The organism is Planctomycetota bacterium (genome assembly GCA_016872555.1).
Taxonomy (GTDB): domain Bacteria; phylum Planctomycetota; class Planctomycetia; order Pirellulales; family UBA1268; genus F1-20-MAGs016.
The window spans coordinates 124,455-140,345 of sequence record VGZO01000003.1 but is presented as its reverse complement, the minus strand read 5'-3'; the positions used below and the strand labels follow the sequence as shown (position 1 = coordinate 140,345).

Here is a 15,891-nt window from a genome sequence, read left to right as displayed (position 1 = left end):
GTCAGGTGGCCCTCGCGCGTGGTTTGACGAGCTCGGCCGCTGCCGTCTCGGGGGTCATGTTCCTGAGGAGATCGTCGTTGGCGAGCATGCACGGGGCGAAATCGCAGGCGCCGAGGCACTCCGCCGGCTCGATCGTCAGCTCACCGTCGACCGTCGTGCCGTAGGGCTCGATGCCGAATTTCCGGCATACCCCGGTGAGCAGTTCGTCGCCGCCGCGCAGGGCGCAGGAGATCGAGCGGCAGACGAAGACGCGCACCTTGCCGTGCGGCTTGTCCTGGTGGAAGAACTGGTAGAAGGTGAGCGTGTCCTGGACCTCGGCGGGGGCGAGGCCGAGGACGGCGGCGATTTCGACGACCGCCTCGAGGGGCACGTGCCGCAAATCGGCGTTGACGATGTGCAGCGCCGGCAGCGTCAGCGCGCGGCGGTCGGGGTAGCGGGGCGCGAGGGCCTCGATCCGGGCCACCATGTCGTCGGTGAGGACTTTCCGCTGGGGTACGGGCGGGGCGATCATCGGTAGGCTTCTGTGGGCCCGCGCGGCGGCGGGGCGGGGGTAGGGGTCAACGGTCGAGCTCGGCGGCGATGATGTTGAGGCTGCCGAGGACGGCGACGACGTCGGACAGCGTGTGGCCGCGGATCAGGTACGGGAACAGCGCGAAATGCAGGACCGACGGCGGCCGGCACCGCGCCCGGTAGGCGCGGTCGGATCCGTCGCCGACGACGTAGAAGCCCAACTCGCCGTTCGGGGCCTCGATCGCCGCGTACGACTCGGCACAGGGGACCTCGAATCCACGATTGCTCATCGCCAATTCGAAGTGCGAGATCGTCCCCTCGATCGTCGAATAGACCTGGGTTTTCGCCGGCAGGGCGGTGCGCTGGTCGATGCCCACGTTGACCGGGCCGGCGGGGAGGTTTTCCAGCGCCTGTTCGACGATCCTCAGGCTCTCGCGCATCTCCTGCATCCGCACGAGGTAGCGGGCGTAGCAATCGCCGGCCGCGGCGCAGCAGACGCGGAAATCGTAATCGGCGTACGCGAGGTAGGGCTCGTCCTTGCGCAGGTCGCGCGTCACCCCACTCGCCCGGGCCACCGGGCCGGTGGCGCCGCGTGCGATCGCCTCCTCGCGCGACAGCACGCCGACCCCCTTGGTGCGGTCGACGAAGATCCGGTTGCGGGTGAGGAGCCGCTCCATGTCGTCGAGGGTCTTGGGGAAGGTCCGCAGGAACGAGCGGATCTTCTCGATCACCAGCGCGGTGAAGTCGTGCGAGACGCCGCCGACGCGCGTGTAGCTGTTGGTGAACCGCGCCCCGCAGAGCGTCTCGAAAATGTCGTAGATCACCTCGCGCTGGTAGAAGCCGTAGAGGAAGAACGTGAACGCGCCGGTGTCGAGGCCGACGGCACCGTTGCACAGCAGGTGGTCGCTGATCCGCGCCAGCTCCGCGATGATCGTGCGGATGACCTTGCACCGCGGCGTGAGCTGGATGCCGAGCAGCGTCTCGACGGCATGGTGCCAGGCGACGTTGTTGGCCATCGGCGAGATGTAGTTCATCCGGTCGGTGACCGTCACGTATTGGTTGAACGTGAGGTGCTCGCCGATCTTCTCGAAGCCGGAGTGGAGGTAGCCCATCTCGGGCATCGCGTCCACGACCCGCTCCCCCTCGAGCTGCAGCACGAGCCGCAGGGTGGTGTGGGTGGCGGGGTGCTGAGGGCCGAAGTTCAGCGTCCAGAGGTATTCCTCGGAACGCTTCGTCGCTGCGGCGGCGCGGGGCTCGGCGATCGACATCTGGTTCACGCGCTCGAATGGTGGGGGGACCGGGATCAGCCGTCGTCGCGGGTGAGGATCGGGAAATTGTGGCGCTCGCCGCGGCCCTGGAGTGGATAGTCCTTCCGCAGGGGATGGGCGGTGAAAACCTCGGGGAGCAGGAGCCGGCGCAGGTCGGGATGGCCTTCGAACCGGATCCCGAACATGTCCCAGACCTCGCGCTCGAGCCAGTTCGCCGCCGGCCAGACCGGAGCGGCCGAGGCGACCGTCGGCGCCGGATCGTCGAGGAACACGCGCACTGTCAGCCGCCGGTTGTCGGCGGTCGCGGCGAGCAGATAGACCAGCCCGTAACGGTGCTTCGCGCCGCGGTACTCGAGGTAATCGACACAGGTGACGTCGACGAGCAGGTCGTAGCCGTCGTCACGCAGGAAGCAAAACGCTTCGCCAACGCGATCGGCGGGAATATCGACGCGCTCCTGGCCACGGAACGGAGGCTGCCGAGTGCCCCCGAACCGTTCCGCCACGCCGTGATGCGCCGGTGTCGCGGCGGCGGCAGACATGGCCCCGGCGGAAGTCTCATCCATCGCTCGGGTCCCTCCGTGGGGCGACACACGCGACCGGCCATACGCCGACGCTGCACGCAGCACGGTTCCGTCCGCTCCGCAGGTGGGCGGTGACGCGAGGGGCTCGGGATCGGTCGGAACGCGTCGGCATCATGCGTGGGGTGCCCCGGCTTCGGCCAGTCGCCGCTGGAGGATCGGGTTGCGGGCCGCATCGGCCTCGATCGGCCCCAGCGCCTCGACGAGGGCCCGCTTGCGGAGTTGGCGTTCGGGGGTGTCGAACTCGCGTCCCGTGATCGTTCCCTCGCGCTGGATCTTGTCTTGCAGGTCGATGATCGCCTGGATGAGCTGCTCGGGGCGCGGTGGGCAGCCCGGCACGTACATGTCGACGGGGATGAACCGATCGATCCCCTGGACGACGGCGTAGGTGTCGAACACGCCGCCGGTGCTCGCGCAGGCGCCCATCGAGATGCACCATTTGGGCTCGCTCATCTGCAGCCAGATCCGCTGCAGCACCGGCAGCATCTTCATCACCACGCGGCCGGCGACGATCATCAGATCGCACTGCCGCGGGCTGAAGCGGAACACCTCGGCACCGAACCGTGCGAGGTCGTGCTTGCTGGCGCCGGTGGCCATCAGCTCGATCCCGCAGCAGGCGGTGGCGAACGGCATCGGCCAGAGGCTGTTCTTCCGGCACCAGCTCGCCAATTCGTCGAGCCGGCTGACGACGACGTTCTCGGGCAGCTCTAACGCCATCGGAACACCCCCTTGCGCCAGTCGTAGGCGAAGCCGACGATCACCATCGCAATGAACGCCATGGCCGCGCCGAACACCAGACCACGCCCACTCACGAGCCCGTCGCGGACGGCGCCGTCGATCCCCGCCGACGACCGGCTCGCGACCGCCCACGGATAGAGGAACAACAACTCGACGTCGAAGACGAGAAAGGTGATCGCCACGAGATGGAAGCGCACGTCGAACCGCCGGCGCGTGTCGTGGACCGGGTCCATGCCGCTCTCGTACGGCATCTGCTTGACGGCGCTTGTGCGCTTCGGTCCGACGAGGCTGGCCGCTCCCACCAGCCCGACCGCGACCGCCGCCGAGATCGCCACGAAGAGCAGGACGGGGAGAATGGCATCCATGGGACGAGTCGCCGTGACACCCGCAGGAAAGTGGACCGACACGGCCGCCGCACCGGTCGGCACGATCGGGAAGAACCCCGCGCGACCGAGCGACGAGCCGAAAAATGAATCAATCGGCCGGGAAAATAGACTTCGTGAAAAACATCACGAAGTCGGACCGAAAAAAAAGCCGCCGTTCCCCCTGTTCCGGTCGTGCCGGTTTGCCGGGGGGCTCACAGTTATACAGCGTCAACGAGTCGCCGACGAGCGGGGCAGGAGGTCTTGAATGGGGGATAGACCCATCCGTGGAGTGGCATAGACCGAGTCCATGACCGATCCCGACCCGGACCGCGGCGGTCACCGGGTCAAAACGCCCCGAGACCGAGCCCACCCCACCCGAATCCGAAGCCGATACCGAACCCGCCGGCGTTGCGGTTGACGTTGGAAAAGGGAAGCTTTCCGTCGTTGTTCGGACGGCGATAGGGGGAGTACGCCGCCTGCGACGCGGCTTGAGCCTGGGCCGCTGCGATCGCCTGGGAGGTAGCCTGCCGATTGGCCTGGGCCCCGGCGACGCGTGCCTGGCGGGTTTGGTCGAAGTCCTGCTGGCGCTGGCGCCGCGAGTCGCGGCGCTGCTCGATGCGTTTGATCTCCTCAGCCAGCTGACTGGCCGACATCGCCACCACGTCGGGCACGTTCCGCAGCGCCTGCTGCCGGCGGGAATCGCTCATCGCTGACAGGTACTGACCGACCCAGTTACGGGCGTCCTTCGCCTCGGGCGAATCCATCACCTTGAACTTCGTTTCGAGGTCGTCGAGCAGGGCGTCCAGCTCCTCGGCCGACATCGCCGCGACGCGCCGATTGAAGTCGGCCTTCATCTGGTTGACCTGCTGCGGCGTGTAGATCTGCTGTGCCGAGAGCCACTCGCCGAGCTCGAACACCGCGCGGCGCCACCGTGAGCTCTGCAGCACGGCCGCCTTGCGCTCGAAGTCGTCGTCGGCATCGACGGCCCGGGGACGCTGGGCGTCGGCCGCCCCTGGCTGCTGGCCAGCGGCGATCGAACCGGTCGCCAAGGCAGCCACGAGCAGGCACGGCGCCAGCCGCGCGCCGACGCGGGGGAAAATCCGGGCCGCAGGGGTGCCCGGGCCGGTGTCGACAGGGGTTGTCATCGGTTGGACGCTCCGCACGGATGATTCCAGGGTGACCGATCCACCGGCCCGCAGCGGTGTCAGCGGGTCGGTTTCCGCTTGACCATGATCGCGGTGACAGGGGCGGTGTTCTGCGTGGCGACGTCGGTGGACAACGACTGCCACCAGCAGCGGTCGTCGCCGTCGAAGCGATAGACATTGACGCTCGTGGTCCGCGCTCCGTCGGGGAGCACCGTCGAGGTCCTCGCGAACCAGGCGTCATCCTCCCAGTTCCAAACCCCCTCGCCGTGGCCACCGTCCTCGCCGAACGTCCAGGAGCGGATCTGCCGGGAAGCCGGATCCCAGCCGATGTACTGGGTGATGACGAGTGTCTCGCCGTCATTCCCTCCTCTGCGCAGCTCCCTGATCAGGAACGCGCGGGCCGGGCTCCACCTGACGGTCACGTGCAGTCGCGGTTGCGGAGGGGTGTTGGCGTTGTTCGACTCCCCTTCGGCGGCGACGGTGTCGATCACGTCCCAGTCACCGACCATCCAGTCCAGCTGGCTCATTTCCTCCAGTTCGTCGCCCCACTCGAAGCGGTTCTCGCGCACGCCGGCCAGCTTCCAGCCATCGTCCTGCCGAACCCAGGTGGCGGTGAATCGACCGCGGCGAACCGCGCCGCCGGTCGGCGACGCGACCTCGACGGTGCCGTCTTCGATGGCGACCGAGGGGGCCACCAACCGGATCGTCACGTTGCTGACGCCGAGAGCGAGCGCCCGGTCCGGACCGTCGTTGGGCTTCGTGTCGGCGACCGACTCCCGGCCGTTCCGGACGGTGCCGAATTCGTCGACGATGTCGCCGTCGGCTGTCCACAGTGCGGCGAGCGCCGGGCCATCCCCCCGCTCCAGAGCGTCGAGGTACGACCGGCTGGCGGCTCCGATTTCAGCGATCACGGCGTCGTTGCCGCGAGCCGCCGCGGCTGCGGGAGCGGGGCGGGGCGATTGGGACGACGCCACTCCCGCCGGCACCAGGAGCGCGACGAGGCTGGCGATGACCACATCCCGGCGCCGGTGGAGCAGACGTGGCAGGTGGTCGCACGACCGCGGGGCGGCCGCGGATTCCCCGGAGCGTTTACGATTGTCCATTGGCATACCCCCACGAGTGACCATCGCCCGAGTCACCGCCGCCCGCAGTGGCAGGTGCACTGGGGCAAGCGCCCCAGTATTCGACGGGGCGTCGCGGGGATGGGATGGCCCAGACCCGGGCCATCAGTCGGACGACGCCGTTTCGACCCCAATGGTACCACGCGGGACGGAGACAGACATGCTCGGCGCCGGGACATGGCCCCCGTTTCCAGGGGCCGATGACGTGGCCGTCACGCTCGCCGACCTCGTCCGTCGGCCGAGCGTCAATCCGATGGGGCGCGACGTCTCGGGGCCGGAATACCTCGAACGGCGGGTCGGTGATTATCTGGCCCACCGTTTCACGGCGACGGGCCTGCCGTGGGCGCGACAGACCGTTCATCCGGGGCGTGACAACGTCGTCACCCGCCTCGACGCGACCCTCGTCGACGCTCCGGTCATCCTCTGGGACGCTCATCAAGACACCGTCCCCGCGGAAGGGATGACGATCGAGCCGTTTTCCCCGGCCGTGGTCGACGGGCGGCTGTTCGGCCGCGGAGCATGCGACGTCAAAGGTGGTATGGCTGCCATGCTCGTCGCCATCGAGCGCCTCCGGACGGCATCGAGGCCGCGACGGTTTGGGATCGTGTTCGTGGCGACAGTCAACGAGGAATTCGGGTTTTCCGGGGCGCGGGCGCTCGCGCGGGCCTGGACTCAACCGGAGCCGGGCGATCTTGCCGTCCGCGATCTGATCGGCCGTCGGCCGGGGGTCGCGATCGTCGCCGAACCGACAGGGCTCGCGATCGTCACCACCCACAAAGGTGCCGTCAGGTGGCGGATCGTGGTCCATGGTCGTTCGTGCCACAGTGCCTTTCCCGAACGGGGTGCCAACGCGATCTATCGGGCAGGGAGGGTGATCGGTGTCCTCGAGCAACTCGCAGCCGATTTGGCCGGGCGATCCCCTGGGCACGCCTGCGGGCCGCCGACGCTCAACGTCGGCACGGTTCAGGGCGGGATGGGCGTCAATCTGGTGCCCGATCGGGTGGTGCTCGAAATCGACCGCCGTCTCGTGCCAGGGGAAAGCCCGTCGGCGGCGCGCGTCGAGGTGATGGAGCGGATCGCGGAACGGTGCCCCTCGGAGTGGGTCGAGCACGACGCTCCGTTCCTGCAGAGCGGGGGGCTACCCGACCAGTCACAACTCCCCGTTTTGGCGGGTGAACGCCCGCGCGATCTCCTCGCGGCGGCTGTCGGTGCCATCGGGTGGGACTGCCCGATCGGCGCGGCCCGGTATGGAACCAATGCCAGCATCTACAGCGCGGCAGGGATACCGAGCGTCGTCTTTGGCCCCGGTTCGATCGACGAGGCGCACACGGCCGCGGAATCGATCGCTCTCCACGAGGTGGAAGCCGCAGCTGCCGCCCTGGTCGGCTTGGTTCTCGCCTGAAATCGGTATGGCAACCGGCATCTTCGTGCCGCTCCGCCCGGTGGTGTGAATCGCACCAGAGCCAGCTGGGACTGGCTGCTCGGGGCTGAGCGCTCGCGGCATGGGGCGATTCGCCGCATAGGCGCTGGAGCGAATCACCCCACGGGCGAGAAGTCCGAAAACCTGGCCTCCTGGCATGCCCTCCGTAGGAAATCAACATTTTCCCGCGGTTCTATGGGTTTTTCAGTGGATTTTGGCACCTGGCACCGAGTGGTGGTGCCATTTGGCACGACGGTTGCACTGTTGTCTCCGGCCGTTCATGGCGATGTCGCCTGCCAGCCACGGCGTTGTCCGGGACGGGTTCCGGAAGCGCCGGAGAAGTTTGGCTGGGGCGGATCGTGTCGGTGGCGTGGGGCACATGAGGTGTCCAGCCGCGCGATGCCGTTCTCCAACGTCGGGTCGGTGGCGAGGTGGCTTCAAGCAGGGTGGAGCTCAGGCGGTAGGTCTGGCCGGTGGTGATGTGTCTGGGCAGGGCCGCGCGTTGGCTCCCCGGATGGGCGGTTTTCCCCCAAATTGGCCGGTGTTTCGTGGCGCGATCCCAAAACCTTCGAACACCACCGCAGGCTCTCCCGCGCCGCCGATTGTGTGCCGAGCGTGCGCCCGGAGCGCGGGGCTTCTGCATGGGGCAGCGAGGAGATGAAACGCCTGAGTCGAAATGCCCCGCCGATGGCGCGAGGCGTGGGGCAACGGCGCGGCGCACGGTATCGGGCAGCCGTTCGTTCGTCGTGACCCGCAAGCCGTGCCTCGTCACGTGCGCCCGGATCTCCGCACGACGGCCACCTTCCGATCCGGCAACCGATCGGCACGCGGACTCAGCGGAGACACCGTTTTCGGCGGTGTCAGTCCAGCCGTCGCCGTTGCGACCGCCCATTCATGGAACAGCGTCGATTGCGAATCGTTCACGCGACAGGTCTGTACCTACCCGTTGAGGAGGATCGTGTGATGAGTGCCATTGCATCGCGGGTGATCACCGGTTCATGGAGCCCGATGGAACGTCGGTCGAAGGTGGGTCGATTCGTGTCCCAGTTCGTGCCGAGCGTGGTGCCGATCGCGATCCTGCTGACGAGCGTCTCGATGGTTTGAGCCGTCCCTGAATCGCGTGGATCGATTCCGCGGCCGTGACCTCCCTTGCCGTTTGGCATGGCGGTCACCAAGCGGCGACCGATTGAACGCGACAGGGTGGCAACGCTGTTCCCCCGCCCTGCGGCGATAGGGACCGCGGCGCGGAGCGGGGCGATTGACCGGAGCAACTGGATGAAGAGCCAATTTCAGGAGCGAACGGAAAGGAGATGCGTATGCCGAATTCACGTGGCGTGAAGCGACGACTCGGACTGATGACACGATGGCGCACGGCGCTGACTCGTGCCGATGTCGCGTTGTGTGCGTTGCCAATCACGTTTTTCATGGCGGTGCTGTGGGTCGTGTGACGGATTGGATCGCGATCCTGACGGGCGACCGTCGGCTGGGAGGGGTTTCTCAACGGCCGGTGCGCAGGAGGGGCTTTGCCGTGTTGCAGATCGATCGACGATTCAGGGGACGTGCAGGGAGGTCGGCAGTCGCCGGCGAGTCGTCGCCTGGCGACGCCGATCGGCGTGCCGGCTTGGCCGAGCCGTCGAGCAGTGGATGGGGGGTTTCCTTGGATCACACGAGTGCGGTCGTCGCGGCATCGTACGACTTCCGGGATGACGGCGAGCGGTTCAGCCCGCCGTCATCCCCGCGGTCGGAGGACGCCCCTGACAGACGATTGGATCGTCGTCATCCGCAGCGCGGCGATGGAGAGCGGTTGTCGAGTTCGCTGGTTCTGGCACTCGCGGCGTCGCTGATGGCGATCGCCTGCGTAGTGACGTTGGCGTGAGTGTGGCGGCACTGACCGGCGCGGCGTGTGCGTCGGGCAAACGTGCGGCAATGGCGGGGTGTTCGGCAGGGAGTTGACGACGTCGCCAGGGCGTGGCCTTGGGCGTCGCAAGCGATTCGTACTGACAGTTGCGTTTTGGGTTTTGGAGCGGGCCGGCGGGCAACCGGTCCTTTTTCAAAGGGTTTTTTCTATGACGGGCAGCGTTGAGGGTAAGTCGGTCGAGATTCGGCGAACGGCATGTCGGAGCGTCGCGGTGGTCGCGAGCCATCCGTTGGCCCGTGGTCGCTTGGTGGAGAACGCCTCGGCGTTGTTCGCGATCTGGTTGTTGGCCACCGCATTTTCGGCGCCGTCGATGGCCGCGAGCTACACCTGGACGAACGCGAACTCGAACGGCCTGTGGTCCGATGGCGGCAACTGGCTCCCGAACTTCACCGGTACTCCCGTCGGACCGCTCGATCTGGTGTTCCCCGACGGATCCGGCAACGGCATCAACGACCTGGAGACCGGTACCGTGATCAGGACGATGAATTTCACGTCCACCGCCGAGATCCACGGTTTCACCAATTCCAGTCCCGGTGATCCGGCGGCCAACACGATGGACATCGGTTCCGGGGGCTTGATCACGTCTGCCTCGGCGAACGACCAATACGTCTACTTTCGGCTGAACCTCGTCAACGCACTCGAGGCGAACGTCACGGGATCCGGCAGGCTGCTGCTCGGAAACTTCAGTGGCTCGAGCGACCTCACGAAAATCGGCGCCGGCACGCTGAACCTGTCGGGAATCTATCCCGACGACGGGTATACGAGCTTCACCGGGAACGTGAACGTCCAGGCCGGGACTGTCTACCTTGGGCAGCCGACGAATACCGTGCTCACGAACATGCCCAAGTCCACGATCACGTCGGCGGCGGGGACGACGCTGTCGGGTGGGCTCGTGTTTGCCAAGAAGATCGTCGCCGGCGGTGTCGTGGAGACCGGTTACCTGGATACCGACAACACCGGACAGATGATCGACGCCCTGTCGACCAGCGACCTTCAGTTGCTGTCGACCAGCACGACCCTGTTCGACATCAACGCTGCCCAGTCGTCGTCCCCGCCGAACGTGAGCAATACCAAGGTCCTCTTGACCTCCACTTCCGGACCGGCATCGCTCGACTACGGTGGTCAGGTTTCGGTCGAGTTCGCCAACAGCAACGTCTATGCGATCGGCACGACGTGGGACCTGTTCGCGGCGGGCTCTGGAACGACCGTGGATCGCACCGGTGGGCTGGCCGGCTTTTCGACCGCCGGTGTCGGGCCTTACTCGGGGTTGACGTTCACCAAGATCAACCCCGGTACCGGTTCGGGTGATGCGATCTGGCAGTCCGACTGGGCCGCCAGCACCGACACGAAGCTCGTGTTCAACGAGTCCACCGGGCAGCTGGTTGTCGTGCCCGAGCCCTCGACGATGGTCTTTGCCGGTTTCGGCGTGATGATGACCGGTTGGTCGCTACTGGGCCGTCACCGCCGGGCCAACGCGGCGCGGCGGGCCGCTGCCAAATTGCCCTTGGCAGTCTGAGCGACTCTGGTAGCTCCTCGTCTCCCCCCAGTCCCGTCTCGACCGACCGGCTGCTGTCTCTCCATTGCCCGGAGAGACAGCAGCCGGTTTCGTTTGGTGGACGAGGCTTCTTCCCGTCGAACCGGGCCCGGCTCCGTCGCCCACGGGCTCGCGCTCAACGGCGATCCGTCAAGGCTCGCCTGGCCCCCGTCGAAAACCCCTCGCGAGAGGGTGGTCTCTTCGGGCTGGTGCGATTCGTTCCACCGGCCCTTCAACGCTGGGATCGCATGGAGCGATTCGCACCAGGCGTGGATGGTGCAAACCACACCACCCCTCCCCGCCACCCGAAATCGACGGTCTCGAGCGTTGTTTTTCCAGGGAAAAACAACATCTGCCGAACCGGCCTCGATTGGCACGCTGCGTGCACTCTGAAGGGTGGTCGCCGCCGGCGTCTCGTCCGACGGTGATCGAACCGTGCCCGCCGACGTCGCTTGCGACGAGTCTGGCTGTCGCGGCTAGAGGGGCTACGCGATTTCACCTATTTCCGCAGGTTTTCCATGAGCCCGTCTTCAGGCCGATCGCTCGTTCCCCATGTGCTCGTTCGGCGCAGCACACGTTTTCCGGTGTCGCTCCTGTGGGGCCTCGCCGCGATGACCGTTCTGGGTCAGACCGGACAGGCGTTAGCGCAGACCTACACCTGGACCGGTTCCGCCGGCAGCGGGAACTGGGGGACACCGGCCAACTGGGTGACCACGAGCGGTTCGACCGTCGCGCCCCCGATAGCCGGTGCAGCGATCGTCTTGGCGGGGGGTGTCCAAACGACCGGATCCACAGTGGTCCGCACCGCAACGGCCCTGACCTTCGCCGCGAATGCCGGGCCGTTCGTGATCCATCCGCAGTCGTTCGGCAACACGCTCACGCTTGCCGGCCCCGTCGCCAATCTTTCCGGGACGGTGCAGTCGTTCAATATTCAGGTTTCCGTCAGCGGCACGAGGACTTTCGATACCGGTTCGAGTGCCTCGGGGGTGACCGTCTTCTCGCAAATCGTGTCCGGCGTGTCCTCTCCCCATCTCAACGTCGTCGGAGGTGGCCGTGCGGTTTTCAACGCTTTGAACAACACGATCGCGAAGGTGACGGTGTTGTCGGGAGCGACGGTCACAGGAACCGGCAGACTGCCTTCGGTGACCGTTCAATCCGGCGGGTCGATCACCCCGGGCAGTGCGAGCAGCACGTCGTACGGCACGCTCACGCTGGGCAGTGGCCCGACGAGCACGGCGAGTTTCATCGTCAACGGTGGGACATCCGCCACCGTGGCCGTGGGCATCTCAGGGACTTCGAGAGGGACGTCCTACGACTCATTCCTCGTGAACGGTATCGGCAACGAATACGGCGGCGTCCTGTCGATCAACTTCGACAACGCCACCTCGTACGCTCCCGATACCGTCTTCAATCTCTTCCAACTGCCGCACGCCGTCCCGTCCGGCAAATTCAACGACGTTCGCGTCACGGGAGGGACGTTTGACGGCGTGACATTCAGTGGGCCGGTTAATGGCGAGTGGGTCAGTTCGGCAAATCAATCCGGTCAAACCTTGGTGTTCTCGCAACTGACGGGCAACCTCGTCGTCGTTCCGGAGCCATCGACGGTGATGATCGCCCTCAGCGGTGTGGCCCTCGTCGGCTTCGGTCGTTGGCGCAGGAGGGCAACCCGGGAGGGGGATCAGGCTCGCGAGACCGGATGGATGATCCCCCTGCAATGAACCCGCGGCAGATGTGCGGCGGTCGCCCACGATGCCCGATCGACCGAACAACTGATCGCGACAGGCTGTGAGTGTGAAAGCGACGAATGGTGAATGGTCTTGAAGGAGGGGGGTTGCCCGTTGCGACCTTCCCGACCGGAACAAGCGGCGGTTCCGGTCGGATTGGTTGGGATTTTGCCGCATGGAAACAGGTTTTTGATTCAAGCGGAGCGGCTGGAATGCCGACTTACCCAGTACGGGGCGTATGCCCCTCGACGGTCCGTCTGCCAGCGGCTGGCTGGAGAGACCTTGGTGCAGCCATCGTGGCTGCCGACTGAGTGGGCCCCAGACTCCGTCAGTCCCCCAGCTTTGCATCCGACACCTCTGTGATATTAGGGTTCTCATGTTCTTCCAAAAAGGCTTGATTTCCTCGTTCGGTATGTGTGCCAGCGTCAGCCGGATGCTGCCGGGATCGTTTCTGTGGAGCATCGTGTCGCTGGCGGTCGCGTGGCAGGCGGGGCCGGCGTCGGCCCAATCCACCTACACCTGGACGGGTGGCGGTGCGAACGGCCTGTGGTCGAATGCGGCGAACTGGGTGACAACCGGCAACCCTTCCCCGCCGGCCACCGCACAGAATTACGTCCTCGCCGGGACGACCCGGCTGACGGGCACGACAGGCAACCGGACGGGAGCGTCGTTGACGTTCGCCGCCGCCGCCGGGCCGTTCATGATCAACCCCGCTTCAGCCGTGCCGCTGACATCGTTCACTTTGGCCGGGCCGATCGCCAACCTCTCGTCCAGCGTCCAGACAATCAACACCGGCGTTTCTCTCACCGGTATTGGCGGGCAAGTCCTCGACACCGGGTCGAATGGGGTCAGTGTGACGGTGTTCAATCAGTTCGTCGGCGGACAGCGTCTCGGCGTCATCGGCAGCGGCCGGGCCGTGTTCAACGCCACCAATACCAACCCGCAGATGACGGTCGCCTCGGGAGCGACGATCTCGGGAACGGGAAGACTCAACTCCATCGACATCCGATCCGGCGGCACGCTCACGCCCGGCGGCACGGCCGCGACGTCGTACGGCACGATGACGCTCGGCAGCGTCAATACCAGCAACGGAAGTTTCATCGTCTCGGGGGGCACGGCCTCGACGATCGCGATGGGTATTTCCGGGACGTCGCGGGGCACGAGCTACGACTCTCTCCTCGTCAACGGCACCGGTAACCAGTACGGTGGCGGTCTCCTCGCGTTGACTTTCGACAACTCGACGAAATACGACGTGGGCACGACGTTCGACCTGTTCCAGTTCCCTGTTGTAAGCCCGTCGGGAAATCTGGGCGCGATCCAGGTGAACGGCGGCCCGTACGACGGCCTGGCCTTCAGCGGCCCGACCGACGGCGTGTGGGTGAGCTCGGCCAATACGGATGGCCAGTACCTGGTGTTCTCGCAACTGACCGGCGACCTCGTCGTGGTTCCCGAGCCGTCGACGTTGGTTTTTGCCGGGATCGGAGCGGCGGTGTCGGGGTGGTCGTTGCGGCGGCGTCACCGTGGTCGCAAGGGACGGTCGCCGATGGTGTCATCCGGGTTCATCATCTGAGCGTGAGAACGCTCCCCTGCACGCGGTGTCCGTAGACGTGCGTCGTTCCTGACCTCCGGCCGTCGCCGTCCGCTCGAGCGGAGGGCGACGGCCGGTGTCGTTTCCGGCGGCGTTGGACGGTGCCGTTGGTGCCCTGCGGACGGCGCCGTCGAGGCGCATGCCGTGCGACGATGCGGCGGGGCTGCGGCTGACAGGGGATCGCGACTGTCGGGACCCGCCTTGGCTGGTCCGGTCGCTCGACCCGCCCGGAGAGGTCCCGGGCTGCCGCGAGTTGCCACCGCCCGGCGGTCCTGTCAGCCTGGTCCGCAGGCTTCGGCAGGGCTGCCGGAACGACTGTCGCCAGTCCGCAGACAACACGGTCCGCAGGCAACACGGGAGGACCACGGCCTAGGATCGTCGCCGGGGGATCGACCTGGCGATCGGCCCGAACCGTGTCGGCCTCGCCGAAGCCGTCGCTGCGCCCCAGCGACGTGGACCGAGGCCGCGCCTGGCTCGGTGGGGAAAGGACCGCGACGATGTGCTGCGGGAAAGAGAATCACCCCGCCCCGAATCCCCCGCTGTGTGGTAGGGGTGACAGATCAAGCAGCGGTGCTGCTCGCCGCGAAGCCATCGTGTCGAGCATTTTGGCCAAGGCCCGGACCCCGACCGGAATCAGAACACGTCGAGATTGAAGTGATGGCCCTGGTAGTACTTCCTGCTCTTCGGATAGTAGTTTTGCCAGGCGCGGTTGTAGACCGGAACCCGCATCTCCTGCGGGTAGCGGTAGTAGAGGTCGTTGGAGCTCTTCATGTAGCCGTCGGCGTAGAAGTTCTGCGGATACCAGACATAGGGGTAGTGGTAGAAGCGGTTCCAGTCAGGGGTCGCAGCTGTCTGCCCCCACTGCTGGCCGAAGGCCCGCTGCCCGCCCGAGAAGGGCTGCTGTGCGGCGCCCGACCGCATGACGCCAAGGCCCAATAAACCCGCGCAGACCGCCACCATCCAACGCCGCCGCAGCATGGCAAGACCCCCCAGGTCGGAACATGGCCCGGGCCCAAACGCCCGGTCCCGGTCAAGATCGGCCGCCGCTACGACCGTCCTTGACGGAAAAACCGTTGCGACCAGTGCCGACCGGGAGTGCACCGCCGGCTGTTCGCCCGGTCGCGGCCCTCAGGGCGCCTGCCACTCGGCCAGTTCCCGGTCCCATTCGTCGAGCAGAGGCCAGTGGGTCGCGCAGGTGCCGAAGTCGGCCAGCCGCAGGTAGCCCCGCAGCCGTTCGATCGTCGCCGCCAGCAGCCGGTCGTCCTTGCGGAAGATCGGCCCGTGGCTGGGGAGCAACCAGGCGACGTCGCTGCCGGCAATCTGCTCCAGGGAGCGGATGAAGGCTTCGATGTCGCTCCCATGGTGGGCGTCGATCGCCCCGACCGATCCGTCCCGGAAGATGTTGTCGCCCGAGAGCAGCAGGTCGCCGAGCCGCAGGGCCAGCTGACTGTCGGTGTGGCCGGGGGTGTGCCAGACCTCGAGGGTCCGTGTTCCCAGAGTGATCGTGTCGCCGTCGTCGACGGTCGTGTCGACCTTTACCGGCGGCATCGGCAGATGGACGTTTTGCGCGGCGATCTCGGCGAACGTCCGCACCCGGTCTCCCGACTCGAGCGTCTCCACCGCCGCGCGGTGGGCGATCACCGGCGCCTTGAGGATCGACCGGGCCTTGGCGAACCCCTGGATGTGGTCGACGTCGGCGTGGGTGGCGACCAGCCCGGAGCAGGCCGAGAGGGGAAAGTCGAGTTGGCGGATCATCTCTACGATCTCGTCCACCGTCTCCTCGTAGCCGACGTCGACCAGCAGCCATTCCCGTTCGTCGTGGACCAGATAGACGTTGCAGCCGATCCGCCACCCGGCCTGGTGGTTCATTTCGATCACGCCGGGAAACAGCGGACGGCGCTGGAGCATGGAACAAACGCGATGACGGGGATTTGCGGAACGGAAGCCGGTAAGGTCACACTGAATGACCGAGGCGACACGGG

The 15,891-nt window shown here is 66.5% G+C and carries 12 protein-coding genes and 1 pseudogene; 4 read left to right on the top strand and 9 right to left on the bottom strand.

What is annotated here, in order from left to right; translation table 11 throughout:
- Window position 1 precedes the first annotated feature (1 nt).
- The 7 genes and pseudogenes from FJ309_02080 to FJ309_02050 form a co-directional block, all read right to left on the bottom strand.
- Window positions 2–511, bottom strand: a complete 510-nt coding sequence (locus FJ309_02080; GenBank protein ID MBM3953405.1) for an NAD(P)H-dependent oxidoreductase subunit E — start codon at window positions 509–511, stop codon at window positions 2–4.
- Window positions 512–557: 46 nt separating this feature from the next.
- Window positions 558–1,778 carry an NADH-quinone oxidoreductase subunit D gene (locus tag FJ309_02075; protein MBM3953404.1) on the bottom strand — a complete coding sequence of 407 codons (1,221 nt, stop codon included), beginning with the start codon at window positions 1,776–1,778 and terminating at the stop codon, window positions 558–560.
- 35 nt (window positions 1,779–1,813) lie between these two features.
- Window positions 1,814–2,317, bottom strand: coding sequence for an NADH-quinone oxidoreductase subunit C (locus tag FJ309_02070; GenBank protein MBM3953403.1), 504 nt, complete (start codon window positions 2,315–2,317; stop codon window positions 1,814–1,816).
- A 282-nt stretch (window positions 2,318–2,599) separates the two neighbouring features.
- A pseudogene (locus FJ309_02065) lies at window positions 2,600–3,073 on the bottom strand (NADH-quinone oxidoreductase subunit B).
- Window positions 3,064–3,459, bottom strand: coding sequence for an NADH-quinone oxidoreductase subunit A (locus FJ309_02060; protein MBM3953402.1), 396 nt, complete (start codon window positions 3,457–3,459; stop codon window positions 3,064–3,066). The pseudogene FJ309_02065 and the gene FJ309_02060 overlap by 10 nt, the downstream one beginning before the upstream one ends.
- A gap of 344 nt (window positions 3,460–3,803) precedes the next feature.
- Window positions 3,804–4,604 carry a hypothetical protein gene (locus tag FJ309_02055; GenBank protein MBM3953401.1) on the bottom strand — a complete coding sequence of 267 codons (801 nt, stop codon included), beginning with the start codon at window positions 4,602–4,604 and terminating at the stop codon, window positions 3,804–3,806.
- Between the two features lie 59 nt (window positions 4,605–4,663).
- Complete coding sequence (locus FJ309_02050; GenBank protein ID MBM3953400.1) at window positions 4,664–5,731, bottom strand: nuclear transport factor 2 family protein; 1,068 nt, start codon at window positions 5,729–5,731, stop codon at window positions 4,664–4,666.
- On the opposite strand from FJ309_02050, the gene FJ309_02045 reads away from it, so the two are divergent.
- The 4 genes from FJ309_02045 (at window position 5,415) to FJ309_02030 (ending at window position 13,891) form a co-directional block, all read left to right on the top strand.
- On the top strand, window positions 5,415–7,127 hold the full coding sequence (locus FJ309_02045; protein MBM3953399.1) for a M20 family metallopeptidase: 1,713 nt from the start codon (window positions 5,415–5,417) through the stop codon (window positions 7,125–7,127). The genes FJ309_02050 and FJ309_02045 overlap by 317 nt on opposite strands.
- 2,147 nt (window positions 7,128–9,274) lie before the next feature.
- Window positions 9,275–10,579, top strand: coding sequence for a hypothetical protein (locus FJ309_02040; protein ID MBM3953398.1), 1,305 nt, complete (start codon window positions 9,275–9,277; stop codon window positions 10,577–10,579).
- 536 nt (window positions 10,580–11,115) lie between these two features.
- A complete protein-coding gene (locus FJ309_02035) occupies window positions 11,116–12,315 on the top strand; it encodes a PEP-CTERM sorting domain-containing protein (GenBank protein ID MBM3953397.1) in 1,200 nt (399 codons plus the stop codon).
- 244 nt (window positions 12,316–12,559) lie between these two features.
- Window positions 12,560–13,891: a PEP-CTERM sorting domain-containing protein gene (locus tag FJ309_02030; protein ID MBM3953396.1), complete on the top strand. Its 1,332-nt coding sequence runs from the start codon at window positions 12,560–12,562 to the stop codon at window positions 13,889–13,891.
- Window positions 13,892–14,542: 651 nt separating this feature from the next.
- Here the strand turns inward: FJ309_02030 and FJ309_02025 are convergent.
- Both FJ309_02025 and FJ309_02020 read right to left on the bottom strand, forming a co-directional pair.
- Window positions 14,543–14,887 carry a calmodulin-binding protein gene (locus FJ309_02025; GenBank protein ID MBM3953395.1) on the bottom strand — a complete coding sequence of 115 codons (345 nt, stop codon included), beginning with the start codon at window positions 14,885–14,887 and terminating at the stop codon, window positions 14,543–14,545.
- A gap of 150 nt (window positions 14,888–15,037) precedes the next feature.
- On the bottom strand, window positions 15,038–15,817 hold the full coding sequence (locus tag FJ309_02020; GenBank protein MBM3953394.1) for an MBL fold metallo-hydrolase: 780 nt from the start codon (window positions 15,815–15,817) through the stop codon (window positions 15,038–15,040).
- Between the last annotated feature and the right edge of the window lie 74 nt (window positions 15,818–15,891).